Origin of the sequence: Pseudomonas sp. ICMP22404, from assembly GCF_006227205.1 — a bacterium.
Classification (GTDB): Bacteria; Pseudomonadota; Gammaproteobacteria; order Pseudomonadales; family Pseudomonadaceae; genus Aquipseudomonas.
Window position 1 is genome coordinate 56,401 of sequence record NZ_VCNG01000019.1, and the last position, 18,075, is coordinate 74,475.

Here is an 18,075-nt window from a genome sequence, read left to right on the forward strand (position 1 = left end):
GATATGCAGCAAGACGATCCAAAAATCACCAAGGACGCAGCGCCTACAGGCACCCAGACATTGCTGCGCGGCCTGGGTGTGGTTCAGGCGGTCGCCAGCGGTGCCCGTGACCTGAAGGAAATCGCCCGGCTGATTGGCACGACCCGCAGCACCACCCATCGCCTGGCCAGTTGCCTGGTGGACGAGCGTTACCTGCGCGTGGTGCCGCAGGTGGGGTATCTGCTGGGGCCGAAGTTGATCGAACTGGGTTTCCAGGCCCGGGAAGAGCTACCGCTGGTGAGCCTGGCGGGACCGTATCTGGACGAGTTGTCGGCATTGACCGGCGACACCGTTCACCTGGCGATTCGCGAGGGTGACGAGGTTCTGTACCTGCTGAAGAATCCGGGGCGCAACGGTCCGGAAATGCGTTCGCGGGTGGGCCATCGCATGCCGTTGGCGCGCACGGGGATTGGCAAGGCCCTGATGCTCGATGATCCCGAGGACAATTGGCGGCGGCTGTATGAAATCAGTCTGCCGGCCGCTGGGAAGAATCAGTTCTGGCCCCAGCACCAGGAGCAGTCCTGGGAACAGTTCCAGCAGCGGATGGTGGAGTATGTGGCGGGAGGCTATGCCTTCGACCTGGAGGACAATGAACCGTCGATTCGTTGCGTGGCGGCGCCGATCCGGGACGCCGGCAAGCGGATTGTCGCCGGTATCAGCATTGCCAGCACCGTGCCGTACATGCCGTTGGAAAAAATGGCCGAGCTGATTCCCCTGGTCAAAGGGGTCACAGCTCGGCTGTCGGCGGAGCTGGGTGCCAAGGTCTGATTAGTGGCCTGTGTGGCTAACTCATGCTCTCAAAACCCACTGCGTCAGGCCTTGAGCGTCGCCATGTCGATGACAAAGCGGTACTTGACGTCTCCGGCGATCATGCGGCTGTAGGCTTCGTTGATCTGGCGGATGTCGAGCATTTCAACGTCGCAACTGATGTTGTGCTCGGCGCAGAAATCCAGCACTTCCTGGGTTTCTGCGATGCCACCGATCAACGAACCGGCCAATACACGACGGCCCATGATCAAATTGGCGGCATGGACCGGCGGATCGATCGGCTCGACCAGGCCCACCAGAATATGTACGCCGTCGAAACGCAACGTCCCCAGGTAGGGATTGAGGTCGTGCTGTACCGGAATCGTGTCCAACAGGAAGTGGAAGCGTCCGGCGGCAGCGGCCATCTGCTTGGCGTCGGTGGACACGATCACATGGTCTGCGCCCTGGCGACGGGCTTCCTCCGCCTTGCTCGCCGAGCGGGTGAACAACGTCACTTCGGCGCCCATGGCCTTGGCGAACTTGATACCCATGTGGCCGAGGCCGCCCATGCCGAGCACGCCGACCTTGTCACCGGCCTTCACGCCATAGTGCTTGAGGGGGGAGTAGGTCGTGATGCCGGCGCAGAGAATCGGTGCGGCGCTGGCCGGGTCGAGTGCGGCGGGGATACGCAACACGAAATGTTCGTTGACCACGATGCTGTCGGAGTAGCCACCCATGGTATGGCCGCCGCTGATACGGTCCGGGCTGGCATAGGTCTGGGTCATGCCCTGGTAGCAATATTGCTCCAGGTCAGCATGGCAGGCTTCGCACTCGCGGCAGGAATCGACCATGCAGCCAACACCCACCAAGTCGCCGATCTTATAGCGGGTGACATTTGCACCGACGGCGGTAACCTTCCCTATGATCTCGTGGCCGGGCATCAGCGGGTAGACAGCGATGCCCCATTCGTTGCGGGCCTGGTGGATATCGGAGTGGCAGACGCCACAGTAGAGAATGTCGATTGCCACGTCGTCGGCCTGCGGGCTGCGCCGCTCGAACTTCATGGGGGCGAGGGGCGCGGTGGACGATTGAGCGGCGTATCCGATGGCAGTGTACATATTGAACCTCGCTAAACAATGAACAGTCAGGCGATCTATTCTGGGAGCCATGGCGGCATCCCGCGATGGCGATTCCTACGGGTGTCATGCCTAATCCTCCGGCCTTGACCGTAGATTGATCCTATGGAGCGCCAGACCTGCGATGATGTTCCCATCCCTTTTTCCGTGAAGTTTTTCCCATGTTGCTGACCCGCTATCTCGATGCCAACGCGGCGCTGGTTTCGCTGATCGAACCTCTGGCGACCCGTGACGGCTTTATTCCTACACAGCTGCCTGGCGTGCAAGTACTGCGGTGCAGCGAAGACATCGCCCGTGGCCCGCAGCTCTACGAGCCGAGCCTGGTGATCATTGCCCAAGGCAGTAAACTGGCGTACCTGGGACCGCGCACGCTGGAGTACGGCGCCGGGCACTACCTGATCCAGGCGCTGCCGGTACCGTTCGAGTGCGAAACCTACGCCATGCCCGATGCTCCGCTGCTCGGGATTTCCGTTGCGATCGATCGGGCGCTGTTGGGCGAGTTGGTGCTGACCATGGGATTGACGCCGGGACGGAACCTGCCGCCGCAGACACCGGAATCCATGACCAGCGCCGTGCTCGATGACGCCATGCGCGGATGCGTCGAGCGTCTGTTGCAATGCTTGCACGACCCACTGGAATGCCAGGTCATGGGCCAGGCGCGGTTGCGGGAATTGCTCTTCGCGGCGTTGCGCGGGCCCCAGGCCGATGTGTTGCGGGCGTTGGTGGAGCAGCAAGGGCAGTTCGCTCGGATCGCTGCCGCATTGAGCCACTTACACGCGCACTTCACCGAGCCGCTGAACGTCGAGACCCTGGCCAACTGCGCGAACATGAGCGCCTCGACTTTCCATGAGCATTTCAAGCGCAGTACGTTGCTGTCGCCGGTGCAGTACCTCAAGCGATTGCGCTTGCTCAAGGCGCAGCGGCTGTTGCTCAGCGAGGGCATGGGCGTGGCCCAGGTCGCACATCAGGTGGGTTACCAGAGCTCGTCGCAGTTCAGCCGGGAGTACAAGCGCTACTTCGAGCGCAACCCCGGGGAAGAGCGCGCTGCCTGATCCAGCGCCAATCCCTGTGGGAGCGAGCCTGCTCGCGATAGCGGTGTGTCAGCCGACGCAGATGTTGAATGATCGAACGCTATCGCGAGCAGGCTCGCTCCCACATTGTTTTGGGTGGTTGTTAGAGTCGCAGGCAACAAAAAGGCCCCCATTGCGGGAGCCTTGATGTTCAGCGAATCGGCTTACATGTTCGGGTAAGTCGGCCCACCGGCGCCTTCCGGCGATACCCAGGTGATGTTCTGGGCTGGGTCCTTGATGTCGCAGGTCTTGCAGTGCACGCAGTTCTGGGCGTTGATCTGGAAGCGCTTCTCGCCGTCTTCCTTGGTCACCACCTCATACACACCGGCCGGGCAGTAGCGTTGGGCCGGTTCGTCGTACAGTGGCAGGTTCTTGCCGATCGGGATGCTCGGGTCGGTCAGCTTCAGGTGGCAGGGCTGCTCTTCTTCGTGGTTGGTACCGGAGATGAACACCGAGCTGAGTTTGTCGAAACTGATCTTGCCGTCCGGTTTCGGGTAGTCGATCTTCTTGCAATCGGCCGCCAGCTTCAGGCAGGCGTAGTCGGGCTTGTTGTCGTGCAGGGTGAACGGCAGCTTGCCGCCGAAGATGTTCTGGTCGAGCCAGTTGAAGCCGCCACCGACGATTGCGCCGTACTTGTGGATCGCTGCGCCGAAGTTGCGGCTGGCGAACAGCTCTTCGTACAGCCAGCTGTTCTTGAAGCTGTCAACGTAAGCGGTCAGTTCATCACCGCCTTCGGATTCGGCGAACAGGCGATCGGCCACGGCATCGGCGGCGAGCATGCCGGACTTCATGGCGGTGTGGCTGCCCTTGATCTTGGCGAAGTTCAGCGTGCCGAGGTCGCAACCGATCAGCGCGCCGCCCTTGAAGACCATTTTCGGCAGCGAGTTCAGGCCGCCCTTGCAGATGGCACGGGCGCCGTAGCTGACGCGCTTGCCGCCTTCCAGGTACTGCTTGAGCACCGGGTGATGCTTGAGGCGCTGGAATTCGTCGAACGGCGACAGGTAGGTGTTGCTGTAGGACAGGTCGACGATCAGGCCCACGACCACCTGGTTGTTTTCCAAGTGATAAAGGAAGGAGCCGCCGGTGTTCTCGGTGCCCATGATGTCCAGCGGCCAGCCGGCGGTGTGCACCACCAGGCCGGGTTGATGCTTGGCCGGGTCGATTTCCCAGATTTCCTTCAAGCCGATGCCGTAGTGCTGGGCATCGGCGTCGCTGTCCAGGTTGAAGCGCTTGATCAGTTGCTTGCCGATATGGCCACGGCAGCCTTCGGCGAACAGCGTGTACTTGCCGCGCAGTTCCATGCCAGGCGTGTAGAGACCTTCCTTCGGGTGGCCTTCACGGTCAACACCCAGATCGCCAGTGATGATCCCGCGAACCACGCCGTTTTCGTCGAACAGCGCTTCCTGGGCGGCGAAGCCCGGGTAGATTTCCACGCCGAGGTTCTCGGCCTGCTGGGCCAGCCAACGGCAAAGATTGCCGAGGGAAATAATATAGTTGCCTTCGTTGTGCATGGTCTTGGGCACGAAGAAGTCAGGGATTTTGTTCGCAGTGTCGGCGTTCCTCAGGACATAAATGTCATCGCGCTTGACTGGCGTGTTCAGCGGAGCGCCGAGTTCTTTCCAGTCCGGGAACAGTTCATTCAGGGCGCGGGGCTCGAACACCGCGCCGGAAAGGATGTGCGCACCCACTTCGGAGCCTTTTTCCACCACGCAGACGCTGATTTCCTTACCGGCTTCGGCGGCCTTCTGCTTCAGGCGGCAGGCGGCAGACAGGCCAGCGGGGCCGGCACCGACGATGACCACGTCGAATTCCATGTATTCGCGTTCCACAGGCTATCTCCTACTCTCAAGGCTCACGGTTTTTCTAATTGGAGGTTGGGCGTTGCATCCATTGTTTCCTTCGGGAAAAACGACGAAAGTGACAATGGATGACCCGCGGTTCTCTCTTGGCGGCGCATTATATCTACACCACTCTCAAGGTCCAATACAAACGTTTGTTTGAAATAGCCGCAGGCCAGATAAATCACCGACGTGCGGCTTATGACTGGCCATTTTGCCGTATTGACCGGAATAGGCGTTCCGGTCAAGATACGGGCGGTTTTGCGCTCGCCGTAGGCTGACTGTTGGTTTCAAGAGCACCTCTAAAGACAGGGCGAAGGCAGCACAAAGTGACGTATTGCGTGTTCGAACGCGCAGTTTACACGCCGCGATAATGAATGACTCATCGGTCATCACTGACGGACGGTCTTCACTCCCGTGAGCAAGGTCATGTGTGGTTCATGCCGGCGTTTTTAGAGGTGCCCTTGCGCCCATGAGCATCAACCGCCAGGTTCGCCTAGGCGACTTTCTTTTCACCGGAGAGTAACGAGGAATCCATGAAGGTTCTTGTAGCTGTCAAACGAGTGGTCGACTATAACGTCAAGGTTCGCGTCAAGGCGGACAACTCCGGCGTCGACCTCGCCAACGTCAAGATGTCGATGAACCCTTTCTGCGAAATCGCCGTGGAAGAAGCCGTACGCCTGAAAGAAAAAGGCGTAGCGACCGAGATCGTCGTCGTCTCCATCGGTCCGACCACCGCCCAGGAGCAACTGCGCACTGCGCTGGCGCTGGGTGCCGATCGCGCCATTCTCGTCGAATCCGCCGAAGAGCTGACTTCCCTGGCCGTGGCCAAGCTGCTCAAGGCCGTTGTCGACAAGGAACAGCCACAGCTGGTGATCCTCGGCAAACAAGCCATCGACAGCGATAACAACCAGACCGGCCAGATGCTCGCCGCATTGAGCGGCTACGGTCAGGGCACCTTCGCCTCCAAGGTCGAAGTGTCCGGCGACAGCGTTGCCGTGACCCGCGAAATCGACGGCGGCGCGCAGACCGTTTCCCTGAAGCTGCCGGCCATCGTCACCACCGACCTGCGTTTGAACGAGCCGCGCTACGCGTCCCTGCCAAACATCATGAAAGCCAAGAAGAAGCCGCTTGAAGTGCTGACTCCTGACGCTTTGGGCGTTTCCACCGCCTCCACCAACAAGACCCTGAAAGTCGAAGCGCCGGCTGCACGCAGCGCGGGCATCAAGGTCAAGTCGGTGGCTGAACTGGTCGAGAAACTGAAAAACGAAGCGAAGGTAATCTAACTATGACTATCTTGGTAATCGCCGAACACGACAACAAGGCGCTGGCTCCGGCCACGCTGAACACCGTTGCTGCCGCTGCCAAAATCGGTGGCGATATCCACGTTCTGGTAGCCGGTCAGGGCGCTGGCGCCGTGGCCGAAGCCGCCGCGAAAATCGCTGGTGTGGCAAAAGTGCTGTCGGCCGACAACGCCGCCTATGCGCACCAGTTGCCGGAAAACGTTGCACCACTGGTAGCCGAGTTGGGCAAGGGCTATAGCCACATCCTGGCTGCCGCTACTTCGAACGGCAAAAACATCCTGCCGCGGGTTGCCGCTGCCCTGGACGTCGACCAGATCTCCGAGATCATCTCGGTGGAAAGCGCCGACACCTTCCAGCGTCCGATCTATGCCGGTAACGCCATTGCCACCGTGCAATCGAGCGCTTCGGTCAAGGTCATCACCGTGCGTGCCACCGGCTTCGACCCGGTTGCAGCCGAAGGTGGCTCGGCCGCCGTCGAAGCCGTAGGCGCTGCCCACGACGCCGGTATTTCCAGCTTCGTCAACGAAGAACTGGCCAAGTCCGATCGTCCTGAACTGACCGCTGCCAAGATCGTCGTTTCCGGCGGCCGCGGCATGCAGAACGGTGACAACTTCAAGCACCTGTACGCCCTGGCCGACAAGCTGGGCGCTGCCGTCGGCGCTTCCCGCGCAGCGGTCGACGCAGGTTTCGTACCCAACGACATGCAGGTCGGCCAGACCGGCAAGATCGTTGCGCCACAGCTGTACATCGCCGTCGGTATCTCCGGCGCGATCCAGCATCTGGCCGGTATGAAGGACTCCAAGGTGATCGTTGCGATCAACAAGGACGAAGAAGCACCGATCTTCCAAGTGGCCGATTACGGCCTGGTGGCGGATCTGTTCGAAGCAGTCCCTGAGTTGGAGAAGCTGGTCTAATCCGGCCTCTTCACTTATAAAGAGCCCGGCTTTGACCGTAGTGCAGCTCATTTAAGGTTCTTCTGAGTCCTTGAATGAGCGCAATACGGTCCTGGCCGGGCTTTTTATTGTCTGCATTTTCAAGGGGAGCGTAACGCCATGGATCTTCGCCGTTTGGCCGGCTGGTCGTTGCTGTGGGCGCTGGCGGGCGTGCCGGGTCTGTCTGTCGCCGCCGGCAAGTGCGAGCGGATGATCGCCACTGGCAGCCCGGATGCGCCGCCTTATCTCTGGCAAGACCCTCAGGATCCCAAGCACTTGATCGGTGCCAGTGCCGACTTGCTGACCCAGGTGGCGGGAGAATTGGGCATCAAGGTCGAATTGCTCTATGCCGGCAAGCGCGCCCAGGCACTGGACGAGGTGCGCAGCGGGCGCATGGATCTACTTGCCGACGCCCCGTTGACGCCGACCGGGCTTGATTTCCTGGACTATGTCCATCCTCCCGTGCTGGACAACGATTACCTGGTCTGGACCCGCAAGGATTCCAAGCTGGTCGTCAACGGGCCCGAGGATCTACACGGTCATCCCGGCGCCTTGTCGGAAAAGGCTCGCATGACTCAGGAATTCAGCCTCTTCGCCGAGCAGAGATTGTCCCTGGTCCGCACCTCCAACCTGACCCAGGCCTTTCAGAAATTGCTGCTGGGAGAGGTGGAATATGTCCTCGCCGGGCGCTACTCGGGCCTGGCGATGGCGCAGACACTGGGCATGGCGAACGACCTGCAAGCGGCTCCACAACCGGTGGATAAACCGGGGCTGTTCCTCGCGGTTTCCCATGACTCTGCCTGCAACGAGCCATGGTTGCGCGGACAGCTGGCGCAAAAGATGACAGAATTGGCCGCGTCCGGCCTGACGGAGGCTGTGTTGCAACGCAATCTCGAACGTTGGAACACACAGTTGCAGCCACCTGTCGGTGCCCCAAAACAGTAGGGAACATTAGTGACTATTCGACCTCTTTTCGCTGCCCTGGCCGTTCTGGCTCTGGCGGGCTGCGCAGCCGATCCGGCGCCGAATGAACAGATCCGCTTGACTGAACAGGCACTGGAGCAAGCCCGGGCGGTGGGTGCCACTGCCGATGAAGTGCCGGAACTGAAACTCGCCGAAGACAAGTTCGCCCGCGCCAAATCCAACATGGCCGACGCGTCGTACAAGAAAGCGCGCATGCGTGCCGAGCAGGCCGAGCTGGACGCACGTCTGGCCGAAGCGAAGGTGCTGACCCTCAAGAGCCAGGAGCAACTGAACGTGCTCGACACCCGCATCAAGCGCTTGCGCAAGCAACTGAGGGAGGATGCCCAATGAAGCACTCCCATGTGTTTGGCGGTTTGATCCTGGCGGGCCTGGCCAGCTTGTACGGCTGCGCGGGTCAACGCAGTGAAGTGGCACTGGAAAAAGCCAGTACCGATTTCCAGAAGGTGAAGGAAGACGCCAACGTCTTGCGCGCAGCGCCCAGGGACGTGATTCGCGCCGGTGAGTCGCTGGCTCGGGCCGATCGCCTGTCCAGTTACTGGGGCAGCGGTGAGGATGTACTGCATTACGCCTACCTCAGCCAGCGCTACAGTGAAATCGCCCGGGAACACAGTAACCAGGTGCTCAACGAAGAGCGCGCGGCAAAGCTCGAACTGGAGCGCCAGCGTCTGCAGTTGGCCTTGCGCGAATCCAAGTTGCTCAGTGTCCAGCAGCAAGGCAAATGGCTGGAAGAGCAGATCATGGAGATGACCACCACCCAGACCGATCGGGGCCTGGTGATGACCCTCGGCGATGTGTTGTTCGACACCGGCGAGGCTGAATTGAAGAACTCGGCCAACCGGGTGGTGCTCAAGATCGTGCAGTTCCTGCAGCTCAACCCCAAGCGAGTGGTGCGCATCGAAGGCTATACCGACAGCACCGGCGGCAAGCAGGAAAACCTCAAGCTGTCCCGAGACCGCGCACAGGCGGTGGCGGACGTGCTGGTAGACCTGGGGATTGATGACAAGCGCATCCAGGTCGAAGGCTACGGCGACGAGTTCCCGGTGGACGTCAACGCCACCGAGCGTGGCCGGGCGCAGAACCGTCGGGTTGAAATTGTGTTCTCCGACGAGAAGGGCCAGCTCGGCGCTGCCCGCTAAAGGGTCGCGTCACTGGAAAACCCGGCCCCCCAGGGGTGCCGGGTTTTTTTGTGCTTGTAGTTCGCACATTCGCACACAGTTGGGGCTGTCACTGCACTGTACGGTCGAGTAATCTGGCAACTGTCCCCGTACACTTCTAAACTGTTCCGGTATCGTTTCCTACAAGAACAACATGCCCGTGAAATCGAGTGCTGCGTCATGACCAACCTCCTGCTCTACCAACGTATTGCTCAGCAACTGGCCGAAGACATCCGCCGGGGTGTGTATCAGCCCGGTGAACGCGTGCCGTCGGTGCGCAAGATGAGTTCGCAGCTCAACGTCAGTCACGCGACGGTGTTGCAGGCCTATGCCAACCTTGAGGACCAGGGGCTGATTCGTGCGCGGCCGCAATCGGGTTACTACGTGCACCAGACGCCGGCGCTTACGGCGCCGACTCCGGATATCGCCCGGGTAGAGCGTCCGGGGTTGGTGACTCGCAGCAGTATCATCCAACAGGTATTGGTCGAGTCCCGTCGCGAAGGGGTATTTCCGTTGGGCGCGGCGGTGCCGAGTGTGGATTACCTGCCTGTACGGGCACTGCATCAGCAGTTGGCCAAGGTCACGCGCTTCCACAGCCCGCGGGCGTTCAGCTACATGTTCAGCCCCGGCTTCGAACCGTTGCGTCGTCAGGTGGCGATTCGCATGCGCGATGCCGGTGTCGTGGTGGACCCTTCCGAAGTGGTGATTACCCACGGTTGTGTCGATGCGCTGCAAATGTCCCTGCGGGTACTGACCCGGCCGGGGGATCTGATTGCCGCCGAATCGCCCACTTACTATGGTTTGCTGCAACTGGCGGATCTGTTGGGCCTCAAGGTCATCGAGATCCCCAGCGACCCGGTGACCGGCATGAGCCTGGAGGCCCTGCAACTGGCGGCCAACCAGTGGTCGATCAAGGCGCTGGTGCTGACCACGCGGCTGAGCAATCCCCTCGGCGGTACCATGCCTGAGGAGCGGCAGAAGCAACTGTTGCGCCTGGCTTCGGACTTCGACATTCAGGTGGTCGAGGATGACATCTACGGCGAGTTGATGTTCGAGCAGGGGCGGACCAAGGCACTCAAGGCCTATGACCGGCTAGACCGGGTCATCTACTGTTCGAGCTTTTCCAAGACGTTGTCGCCGGGCGTACGCATCGGCTGGATGATCGCCGGTAAATTCCAGCAGGAGATCCAGCGACTGCAGACGTTCAGTACACACTCGGCGTGCAGCGTCACGCAGATGGGCATCGCGGCCTATCTGGAAAATGGCGGCTATGACCGCCATCTGCGCTATATCCGCCAGGAGTACCGCAAGAACCTCAGTGCCTTCCAGCTGGCGGTGCAACAGTACTTCCCCGAAGGCACGCAAATGAGTCGTCCCACCGGTGGCTTCATCCTGTGGGTCAGCTTGCCGGGGCGGGTCAATACCCAGGAGCTGCACGTCCGGGCGTTGCAACAGGGGATCAGTATCGCGCCGGGGTTGATCTTCAGTAACACCGAGCAGTTCAACCACTGCATTCGCCTGAACTGCGGCATACCCTGGAACCGCGAGGCGGAACGGGCGTTGATGACATTGGGGCTGTTGGCCACGCAATTGTGCCAGGAGACCGCCAGCGGTTTCCTGTAGGTATCAGCGGGCTTGTCAGCGTCGGATTATCAGGCGAGCATGTACTTCTCTGCCGTAAGTGCCGTTGTCTTTATGAAAGCCATTGCTCCTGCCTCCTGGGTTTTGATCGGCCTGCTGACTGCCTTCCATGCCGCAGGCGTCGTGGCGGCTTCGGTGCAAGAAAAACCGGTCGCCAGCGCCACCCAAAATGCGTCGAAAAAGCCACCGGCGGCGAAGAAGAAAGTCGCTAAAAAAACGGCTTCCTCGCAGAAGAAACGGGCCCCTATTGCCTCGAAGAGCAAATCCGCCCATGAGGTTGCCAAGACTCCATTACCACCGGCCAACCTGGATCTGAGCCTGCCCCATGACATGGTTCAGCAGCTGCAACCACCCGGGAAGGTGCCGCTGCCCAAGCGTGAGTCGTTGCTACCGTCGATGTTCGAGCAGAAGCCGGACCCGTTCCAGCTCAATGGCCGCCTGCTGAATAACGAAATGCAGCTGCCACTGCGTAATTCGGAGCGCCGGGAAGTGGAGGGTGCGGCCCTGGATTTCGAATTCAAGCGATAAATCTTCGGTGAATACAATTCGACGCTGACTGCCCGGTCATCTTCCGTTGGGTGAAAAAACACGCAGACGGTAATTTAAAACGAGTGTTTAAGCCGCTACTCTGTGTTCCGTTATTGGGCCATTACCCGTGAGGATGTTGTCGTCATGAAATGCCGTGAAGGCTGTGGCGCCTGTTGCATTGCCCCTTCCATCAGTTCGTCGATCCCCGGCATGCCCCATGGCAAGCCGGCGGGAGAACGTTGTGTGCAATTGTCGGTCGATAACTTGTGCCGGATCTTCGGCCAGCCGGAACGTCCGGCGGTGTGCTCGGGTTTCGCGGCCGACATTGAGGTCTGCGGCAACAGCCGTGAGGAAGCCATCCGGCTGATCGGGTGGTGGGAGCAGGCCACTGCGGTGTAATGGGTCAATGGACTGGGCTGATGGTGAAGCCCAATGACGAAACTCAACTGACCGGACTTCGACAATAAGGAAAAAAACTATGGGTTCGCTGCATCGTATGGCTGTGTTGTGTGGCTTGAGTGCATTTTTGGCAACCGCAACTGCGCAGGCGGAAGACTGGCAGGTCGTCAAGGAGCAGGACGGTATCAAGGTTTCTCTTAGTGAAGTGGCCGGCTCCAAGTACAAGGCCTACCGCGGCGTGACGGTCATGAAAACCAGCATGACGAAGTTGCGGGCCCTGCAGGAAGATGTCCCGGGTGCCTGTGCCTGGATTCATGAGTGCAAAACCCAGAAGCTGCTCAAGCACGAAGGCAACCAGAGCTGGACCTACACCCAGTTCAATACGCCATGGCCGGTCACGTCCCGGGATTCGGTGTTGCAAGTCACCACCGTCGAAGGCGCCGATGGCAGCCTGACCCGCAACCTCAAGGGTGTACCGACCTACCTGCCGGAAGAGAAGGGGTTTGTGCGAGTGGCCCAGGTCGATGGCTTCTGGAAATTCACGCCCAAGGGCGCGGACCAGATCGAGGTGACCTATCAGGTCCACACCGAACCCGGTGGTGATGTACCGTCCTGGCTGGCCAACAAATTCGTGGTGGATGCACCGTTCAACACCTTGAAGGCCTTGAGGGAACGTGCCGAGAAATAATCGTCAGGCTTGATGGATGCCCACACGGAGACCGCCTGCCAGGCGGTCTTTTCGTTTGTGCCGTCCAGGTAATCAGCGGAACGATTATTCACACCCAAAGGTCGAGATAGAGGTAAGCCCGGCCATGATTTGATCGAGGAGACACTAATGCACAAGTGGGAAATCACGTTCGTTGATGACCACGGCGAAGCGATCGCCGAGCAGTTCGACTATGACCAGGAGCCCACCATGGAGCAGGCGGCACAGTTGATTCGTGAAAGATTGCTCCCGGTGCCCGCCAAGTTGGACCTCAATGACCTGGAAGGGCGAACTGCCGAGCCAACGGTCAAGAATCTCAAATCCCAGCACAGCATCGAAATCATCAGCATTACACCGATTTCATGAAGTTCGTGGCCTGGCCCCGCTTGGCAGTGGCTATCACTTGAGGCTACTCTGCAATGGAGATCAGCGAAAGGATCGCCAAGGTCCGGTCTTGTCAGCTACATGCTTGTGTCCCGACGGTCATTTGATGCCGTATCGCTTGCAATCCACGGGTTGCCCGCGTGGGAAGACGGAAAGTCTATCCATCGATCTGAGGAGGACGTTTCATGAGCACAGCCTATCAAGAAGACATCAGCACCAGTGTGTTGCGCCGCATGAAAGAAGGCGGGTTCGATTTCTCACGATTCCATCCTATCGAGTTCTACGCCATTTTCCCGGACGAGGAGCGGGCGCGCAGGGCGGCGGGTCATTTTCGGGGTGAGTCATTGAACGCACAGATCAGCGCACGGGACGACGGTGCCTGGTCATTGGAACTGAGCCGGGTGATGTATGCCACTTACGATGACATTGGAGATTTCGAGCAAGACTTCGAAGCGGTGGTGGAGCCCTTGGGCGGCATCATCGAAGGTTGGGGGGTGAAGCAGGAGATCCGGCGTCTCCAGGCCTGATATCCGTGCCCTGCCACACCACAACGGCTGACCTTCGGGTTGGCCGTTTTCGTGTGTGCAGTCTGTAGCCGAGCGCTGACAGATGCTGCGTCACAGCCACCCATCGCCATGAACCTGACTGATCTATCCCGAACAGGCTTTGTACCTGGTTGTGTCGAGTAGAGGCCATGTCTGTCTTCCATGACTATGCTTGGGAGTATTACCAAAGGGACACTTGGGTGGTCGAGGGATTGAAGGACGGATGGCCATGTTGAGTCGGACCGCCTCGAACCTGTACTGGATGGCGCGTTACCTGGAGCGGGCGGAAAACCTCGCGCGGATGCTCGATGTGAGCTATTCGCTGTCATTGATGCCCCAGGATGGTCGCGGCGATGGCTTGCACGAACTGGCCATGCCTTTGATGATCACCGGCACCCTGGACGATTACCGGGAACGGCACGGCGGCCTGCACGCCGAGCGTCTGCTGAACTTCTTCGCCCTTGACGCTGCCAACCCGGCCAGCATCTACAGTTGCCTGGGCGCCGCGCGGGCCTGTGCCCATGCGGTGCGTGGGCGAATCACCGCTGACATGTGGGAAAACACCAATGCCACCTGGCTGGAGGTTCGCGACATCGCCGGGCAGGGCCTGGGGCATTACGGCCTGAGCCGCTTCTGTGAGTGGATCAAGGAACGATCCCACCTGTTTCGAGGGGCCACCTTCGGCACCATCATGCGTAACGATGCATTCAGGTTCATTCGTCTGGGAACGTTTATCGAAAGGGCCGACAACACACTACGCTTACTTGACGCCCGCTACGAAATGGCTGGCGATCAGGCTGCCACCGTCAGCGACGGCACGGCCCACGCGTATTACCAATGGAGCGCGTTGTTGCGAGCCTTGTCATCCTTCGAGGCCTATACGCAACTCTACCGTGAGGCTCCCGGGGCTCGCCCTGTGGCCGAGTTGTTGCTGTTGCGTGCCGACGTGCCGCGCTCGCTGCGGGCCTGCACCGAGGAAATCGACCCGATCCTCGCCAGCCTGTCGGGCACCAACGGACGACTGGCACAACGTCTGGCGGCGGAAATGGATGCACGCCTGCGCTACACCGGTATCAACGAAATCCTCGACGGTGGCCTGCATGCCTGGCTCACCGAATTCATCCCGCTGGTTCGGGAACTGGGCGACGCCATCCACAGTTCCTACCTGGAGATCATATGAGACTCTCGATCAGCCACGAAACGGCCTACCACTACGAGCAGCAGGTTCGCGCCAGTATCCAGTACCTGCGCCTGACGCCCCACGACACCGAACGCCAGCATGTGCTGAGCTGGCAGCTCGATTTGCCGAGGCCGGTGCACGCGCAATTGGACCCGTTCGGCAACATCCTCCACGTCCTTACCCTGGAGGAACCCCACGAAACGATCATCATCGGCGCACGGGGCCAGGTGGACATCGACCCGCTACGCGAGGCCGAACACGAGGAGCAGTCAGCCTTGCCGTTCCTGCGCTTCACCCGGCTGACCGAGGCAGACGAGGCGCTCCGCGCCTTCGCTCGGGAGCAATGCAAGCAACGTCGCGACCGCACGGCGCTGATCGACCTGATGCACGGGGTGAACCAGCACATGACCTACGCCCCCGGTTCCACTGAAGTGGAAACCAGCGCGGCCCAGGCATTCGCCGGCCGTACCGGTGTGTGCCAGGACCATGCCCACGTATTCCTGGCCTGCGCCCGCAGCCTGGGCATACCGGCACGCTATGTGTCGGGCTACGTGTACAGCGGGGACAGTGAACACCTGGCCAGCCACGCCTGGGCCGAAGCCTGGCTCGAGGACGCCTGGTACAGCTTCGACGTGACCCACCAGTTGTCTCGTCCGGAGCGACACCTGAAACTGGCCGTTGGCCTGGACTACCTGGATGCTTGCCCGGTACGTGGCCTGCGTCGTGGTGGCGGTGAGCAGATGCGGGCCAGGGTGGCCGCGACGCCGGCACCGGTGATCACAGTGCAGCAGCAATGACGTGGAACGGTGGCGAGGGAGCTTGCTCCCTCGCCAAGGGAAGGTCTTATTGGCCCAACGGCTGTTTACGCCCGGCCATATGCTTCAGATACCCCACCAACAGATCCAGTTCAGGGTCTGGCAGCACGGCCGCTGAAAACGCCGGCATCCTGCCTTGGGGCCAGTGGCGCAGTCCCTGCGGATCCCGGATATAGCGCTTGAGGAAGTCGCCCGAGAAATATTCCGTGGGATTGAAGGGAATGTTCAGGTCCGGGCCAAACTGTGCGTCGCCTGCGCCATTGAGCCGATGGCATGCCAGGCAATTTTTCTGGAACAGCTCGAAGCCCTTGTTGACCGGATCGTCCTTGGACAGGGTGGACGCCGGCAGCAGGGCGGGGAAGCGCTCGGCCACGGCTGACATGCGCTTGATGCTCGCCACCGCGTACGGCCACTGTTCCGGGCTGATATGGCCCGCTTGAGGATCGGTCCAGACCAGATAGAAAGGTCCGGCACTGGACTTGCCCTCTCCCAGGGAGGGCCAAGGGGCGGCCGGGTCTTCGATGGCCAGCCAGGCGCGTGCGCCGTTCTTGTTGAGTAATGGCGCGGCGGACATTTCGGCGGCGAAACCGTCCAGGGCCACGGCCTGCAGATGATCATCCGGCTGGACACCGGTCAGCAGCGACGTCAGCGGTACGGCGCGATAGCTCATCGGTTTTTTGTAGGAAACGTCGTCGGGTATCTGGATCGTTCGAGCTTCAGGATGCTTGAGCAGTTCTTCGGTTTGCCAGGTACGCGCAGTCGCACCCAACTCCAGCACCAGTTGAGCGGCATACAGGGGCGTGCTGAGCAGCAACGCCCCGAACAGGATGAGAGCTTTCAATGGATCGCCTTCCATGTCGAGAGAGTGGCGCAAGGTTGGCACAGCCAACGCCGCTCGAACAACGAACCCGTCACATTTTTTGGCGACACAATGGATGGCGATACCGCATCACTGTTGATGCAGGCGCCCGCACGCAATACTCAGCCGATCATTTTGGGAATATTCGGCAAAATCAACAGCAGCGTGGTGGCGAAGAGAATGAGTCCGGCTTGACGAACTTTCGAATGTTTGAACATGGCTGACCCGCCTTTTTTGTTATTTCCTGAGGCCAGCCTGCATAACTCCATGATGGCTGGCGTTGCACTTCCTGTCTGACAAGCGCCTCGGCAAAACCCGACGACATTCTTGTACAAGGATTACATTAGGGGCCGCAGCCGCTTTGGCTTAGATCCAATTCGTATCAGGTTCAAACGTGTTGCTATAAAAAAGGAATGAGGCCTATTGCCACCTTCTTGCGGGTCCTTTAGCTAGACAGCTTGCGTTCCTGAATCGGTTAACCCGATAGCACGCTACCGTTCGTCTGACCGTGGTCGTCAATGCGGTTGAGCACTCGGGTCATTGAATCCGGCACCGCTGGGCTTATGGTTGGAGGCATTGCGTTATCCGTCGTGGTTCGAGGATGTCATGACCCAAGCGTTGATTTTCGATGCCTTGCGCACGCCCCGTGGCAAGGGCAGGGCGGACGGCGCCTTGTACAGTATCAAGCCGGTGAATCTGGTGGGAGGGTTGCTCCAGGCCTTGCAGCAGCGCATGGACCTGGACACCCGCCAGGTCGATGACGTCGTGCTCGGTTGCGTAACGCCCGTAGGCGAACAAGGGGCCGACATTGCCAAGACCGCCGCCCTGGTGGCCGGCTGGGATGTCAGCGTTGCGGGTCTCCAGCTCAATCGGTTCTGCGCCTCGGGCCTTGAAGCGGTGAACCTGGCCGCCATGAAAGTGCGCTCGGGGTTCGAGGACCTGGTGGTGGCCGGTGGGGTCGAGTCGATGTCCCGGGTGCCAATGGGCAGCGACGGCGGCGCCTGGGCGTTGGATCCGCAATCCAACCTGCAGGGGCACTTCGTTCCTCAAGGCATTGGTGCCGACCTGATCGCCACATTGGAAGGTTTCAGCCGCGAAGACGTCGATACCTATGCGCTGCACTCCCAGAAAAAAGCCGGGCGGGCCCGGGCTGATGGTTCTTTCGAGAGGTCCCTGGTGGCGGTGCGGGATCAGAACGGCATCGTACTGCTGGACCACGACGAATTCATCCGGGTCGACTCCACCCTTGAAGGCCTGGGCAGGCTCAAGCCGAGTTTCGAAGCCATGGGCCAGATGGGCTTCGACGCCACGGCGCTGAGGGTCTACAGCCATGTCGAACGGATCGATCATGTGCACACACCCGGCAACAGCTCCGGGATTGTCGACGGTGCGGCGCTGATGCTGATCGGCTCCGAAGCCAAGGGGCGCGCCCTGGGCCTGCGGCCTCGGGCGCGGATCATCGCTACGGCCGTCACCAGCACCGATCCGACCATCATGCTCACCGGTCCGGCACCGGCCACGCGCAAAGCCTTGGCCAAGGCCGGGTTGCGGGTGGAGGACATCGACCTGTTCGAGGTCAACGAAGCCTTCGCCTCGGTGGTGCTCAAGTTCATCAAGGACATGGCCATCGACCCCGCCAGGGTCAATGTCAACGGCGGCTCCATCGCCATGGGGCACCCCTTGGGAGCAACGGGGTGCGCCATTCTCGGCACCCTGCTCGATGAGTTGGAGGTGCGTCGTCTGCGCTATGGCCTGGCGACCTTGTGTGTGGGTGGCGGAATGGGCATTGCCACTGTGATCGAACGCCTCTGAAG

General features: G+C 60.4%; 19 protein-coding genes. 16 read left to right on the forward strand and 3 right to left on the reverse strand.

Features of this window, described 5'->3' with window-relative positions; translation table 11 throughout:
- Window positions 1-3 precede the first annotated feature (3 nt).
- Entirely contained in the window at window positions 4-807 is an 804-nt protein-coding gene (locus FGE05_RS25885; RefSeq protein ID WP_041023886.1) for an IclR family transcriptional regulator, read from the forward strand.
- Between the two features lie 44 nt (window positions 808-851).
- Here FGE05_RS25885 and FGE05_RS25890 read toward each other — a convergent pair whose 3' ends face one another.
- Entirely contained in the window at window positions 852-1,904 is a 1,053-nt protein-coding gene (locus FGE05_RS25890; RefSeq protein WP_139649412.1) for an NAD(P)-dependent alcohol dehydrogenase, read from the reverse strand.
- Between the two features lie 179 nt (window positions 1,905-2,083).
- On the opposite strand from FGE05_RS25890, the gene FGE05_RS25895 reads away from it, so the two are divergent.
- Window positions 2,084-2,974 carry an AraC family transcriptional regulator gene (locus tag FGE05_RS25895; protein WP_139649414.1) on the forward strand — a complete coding sequence of 297 codons (891 nt, stop codon included), beginning with the start codon at window positions 2,084-2,086 and terminating at the stop codon, window positions 2,972-2,974.
- Between the two features lie 182 nt (window positions 2,975-3,156).
- Here FGE05_RS25895 and FGE05_RS25900 read toward each other — a convergent pair whose 3' ends face one another.
- Window positions 3,157-4,821 carry an electron transfer flavoprotein-ubiquinone oxidoreductase gene (locus FGE05_RS25900; RefSeq protein ID WP_139649417.1) on the reverse strand — a complete coding sequence of 555 codons (1,665 nt, stop codon included), beginning with the start codon at window positions 4,819-4,821 and terminating at the stop codon, window positions 3,157-3,159.
- Between the two features lie 545 nt (window positions 4,822-5,366).
- On the opposite strand from FGE05_RS25900, the gene FGE05_RS25910 reads away from it, so the two are divergent.
- The 13 genes from FGE05_RS25910 (at window position 5,367) to FGE05_RS25970 (ending at window position 15,384) form a co-directional block, all read left to right on the forward strand.
- Entirely contained in the window at window positions 5,367-6,116 is a 750-nt protein-coding gene (locus FGE05_RS25910) for an electron transfer flavoprotein subunit beta/FixA family protein (protein WP_024776877.1), read from the forward strand.
- A 2-nt stretch (window positions 6,117-6,118) separates the two neighbouring features.
- Window positions 6,119-7,048: an electron transfer flavoprotein subunit alpha/FixB family protein gene (locus FGE05_RS25915; RefSeq protein WP_041021840.1), complete on the forward strand. Its 930-nt coding sequence runs from the start codon at window positions 6,119-6,121 to the stop codon at window positions 7,046-7,048.
- A 138-nt stretch (window positions 7,049-7,186) separates the two neighbouring features.
- Window positions 7,187-8,011, forward strand: a complete 825-nt coding sequence (locus FGE05_RS25920; protein WP_139649420.1) for an ABC transporter substrate-binding protein — start codon at window positions 7,187-7,189, stop codon at window positions 8,009-8,011.
- A gap of 9 nt (window positions 8,012-8,020) precedes the next feature.
- Window positions 8,021-8,380, forward strand: a complete 360-nt coding sequence (locus FGE05_RS25925; RefSeq protein WP_041021838.1) for a DUF4398 domain-containing protein — start codon at window positions 8,021-8,023, stop codon at window positions 8,378-8,380.
- A complete protein-coding gene (locus tag FGE05_RS25930; protein WP_139649423.1) occupies window positions 8,377-9,186 on the forward strand; it encodes an OmpA family protein in 810 nt (269 codons plus the stop codon). The genes FGE05_RS25925 and FGE05_RS25930 overlap by 4 nt, the downstream gene beginning before the upstream one ends.
- Window positions 9,187-9,384: 198 nt before the next feature.
- Window positions 9,385-10,827, forward strand: a complete 1,443-nt coding sequence (locus tag FGE05_RS25935; protein ID WP_139649424.1) for a PLP-dependent aminotransferase family protein — start codon at window positions 9,385-9,387, stop codon at window positions 10,825-10,827.
- 72 nt (window positions 10,828-10,899) lie between these two features.
- Window positions 10,900-11,373 (forward strand): translation initiation factor 2, encoded by a 474-nt coding sequence (locus tag FGE05_RS25940; RefSeq protein ID WP_139649426.1) that lies wholly within the window; start codon window positions 10,900-10,902, stop codon window positions 11,371-11,373.
- Window positions 11,374-11,517: 144 nt separating this feature from the next.
- Window positions 11,518-11,772 (forward strand): YkgJ family cysteine cluster protein, encoded by a 255-nt coding sequence (locus FGE05_RS25945; RefSeq protein WP_139649428.1) that lies wholly within the window; start codon window positions 11,518-11,520, stop codon window positions 11,770-11,772.
- A gap of 79 nt (window positions 11,773-11,851) precedes the next feature.
- Window positions 11,852-12,460: an START domain-containing protein gene (locus FGE05_RS25950; RefSeq protein WP_139649429.1), complete on the forward strand. Its 609-nt coding sequence runs from the start codon at window positions 11,852-11,854 to the stop codon at window positions 12,458-12,460.
- Window positions 12,461-12,607: 147 nt separating this feature from the next.
- Window positions 12,608-12,844, forward strand: a complete 237-nt coding sequence (locus FGE05_RS25955) for a hypothetical protein (protein WP_139649431.1) — start codon at window positions 12,608-12,610, stop codon at window positions 12,842-12,844.
- Window positions 12,845-13,047: 203 nt separating this feature from the next.
- The gene (locus tag FGE05_RS25960) at window positions 13,048-13,389 is read left to right on the forward strand and encodes a ribonuclease E inhibitor RraB (RefSeq protein WP_041021831.1); all 342 of its coding nucleotides are present in this window, start codon (window positions 13,048-13,050) and stop codon (window positions 13,387-13,389) included.
- A 247-nt stretch (window positions 13,390-13,636) separates the two neighbouring features.
- The gene (locus FGE05_RS25965; protein ID WP_139649432.1) at window positions 13,637-14,587 is read left to right on the forward strand and encodes an alpha-E domain-containing protein; all 951 of its coding nucleotides are present in this window, start codon (window positions 13,637-13,639) and stop codon (window positions 14,585-14,587) included.
- On the forward strand, window positions 14,584-15,384 hold the full coding sequence (locus tag FGE05_RS25970; RefSeq protein WP_139649434.1) for a transglutaminase family protein: 801 nt from the start codon (window positions 14,584-14,586) through the stop codon (window positions 15,382-15,384). Before FGE05_RS25965 ends, FGE05_RS25970 begins: the two co-directional genes overlap by 4 nt.
- 46 nt (window positions 15,385-15,430) lie before the next feature.
- On the opposite strand, the gene FGE05_RS25975 is transcribed toward FGE05_RS25970, so the two are convergent.
- On the reverse strand, window positions 15,431-16,258 hold the full coding sequence (locus tag FGE05_RS25975) for a cytochrome c (protein ID WP_139649545.1): 828 nt from the start codon (window positions 16,256-16,258) through the stop codon (window positions 15,431-15,433).
- 609 nt (window positions 16,259-16,867) lie between these two features.
- Between FGE05_RS25975 and FGE05_RS25980 the strand changes: the two genes are divergently transcribed.
- Entirely contained in the window at window positions 16,868-18,073 is a 1,206-nt protein-coding gene (locus tag FGE05_RS25980; RefSeq protein ID WP_139649436.1) for an acetyl-CoA C-acetyltransferase, read from the forward strand.
- The last annotated feature ends 2 nt before the right edge of the window (window positions 18,074-18,075 follow it).

Coding starts and splice junctions, on each gene's coding strand:
- FGE05_RS25885 (WP_041023886.1), top strand. CDS start 4: ATGCAGCAAGACGATCCAAAAATCACCAAGGACGCAGCGCCTACAGGC.
- FGE05_RS25890 (WP_139649412.1), bottom strand. CDS start 1,904: ATGTACACTGCCATCGGATACGCCGCTCAATCGTCCACCGCGCCCCTC.
- FGE05_RS25895 (WP_139649414.1), top strand. CDS start 2,084: ATGTTGCTGACCCGCTATCTCGATGCCAACGCGGCGCTGGTTTCGCTG.
- FGE05_RS25910 (WP_024776877.1), top strand. CDS start 5,367: ATGAAGGTTCTTGTAGCTGTCAAACGAGTGGTCGACTATAACGTCAAG.
- FGE05_RS25915 (WP_041021840.1), top strand. CDS start 6,119: ATGACTATCTTGGTAATCGCCGAACACGACAACAAGGCGCTGGCTCCG.
- FGE05_RS25920 (WP_139649420.1), top strand. CDS start 7,187: ATGGATCTTCGCCGTTTGGCCGGCTGGTCGTTGCTGTGGGCGCTGGCG.
- FGE05_RS25930 (WP_139649423.1), top strand. CDS start 8,377: ATGAAGCACTCCCATGTGTTTGGCGGTTTGATCCTGGCGGGCCTGGCC.
- FGE05_RS25935 (WP_139649424.1), top strand. CDS start 9,385: ATGACCAACCTCCTGCTCTACCAACGTATTGCTCAGCAACTGGCCGAA.
- FGE05_RS25940 (WP_139649426.1), top strand. CDS start 10,900: ATGAAAGCCATTGCTCCTGCCTCCTGGGTTTTGATCGGCCTGCTGACT.
- FGE05_RS25945 (WP_139649428.1), top strand. CDS start 11,518: ATGAAATGCCGTGAAGGCTGTGGCGCCTGTTGCATTGCCCCTTCCATC.
- FGE05_RS25950 (WP_139649429.1), top strand. CDS start 11,852: ATGGGTTCGCTGCATCGTATGGCTGTGTTGTGTGGCTTGAGTGCATTT.
- FGE05_RS25955 (WP_139649431.1), top strand. CDS start 12,608: ATGCACAAGTGGGAAATCACGTTCGTTGATGACCACGGCGAAGCGATC.
- FGE05_RS25960 (WP_041021831.1), top strand. CDS start 13,048: ATGAGCACAGCCTATCAAGAAGACATCAGCACCAGTGTGTTGCGCCGC.
- FGE05_RS25965 (WP_139649432.1), top strand. CDS start 13,637: ATGTTGAGTCGGACCGCCTCGAACCTGTACTGGATGGCGCGTTACCTG.
- FGE05_RS25970 (WP_139649434.1), top strand. CDS start 14,584: ATGAGACTCTCGATCAGCCACGAAACGGCCTACCACTACGAGCAGCAG.
- FGE05_RS25975 (WP_139649545.1), bottom strand. CDS start 16,258: ATGGAAGGCGATCCATTGAAAGCTCTCATCCTGTTCGGGGCGTTGCTG.
- FGE05_RS25980 (WP_139649436.1), top strand. CDS start 16,868: ATGACCCAAGCGTTGATTTTCGATGCCTTGCGCACGCCCCGTGGCAAG.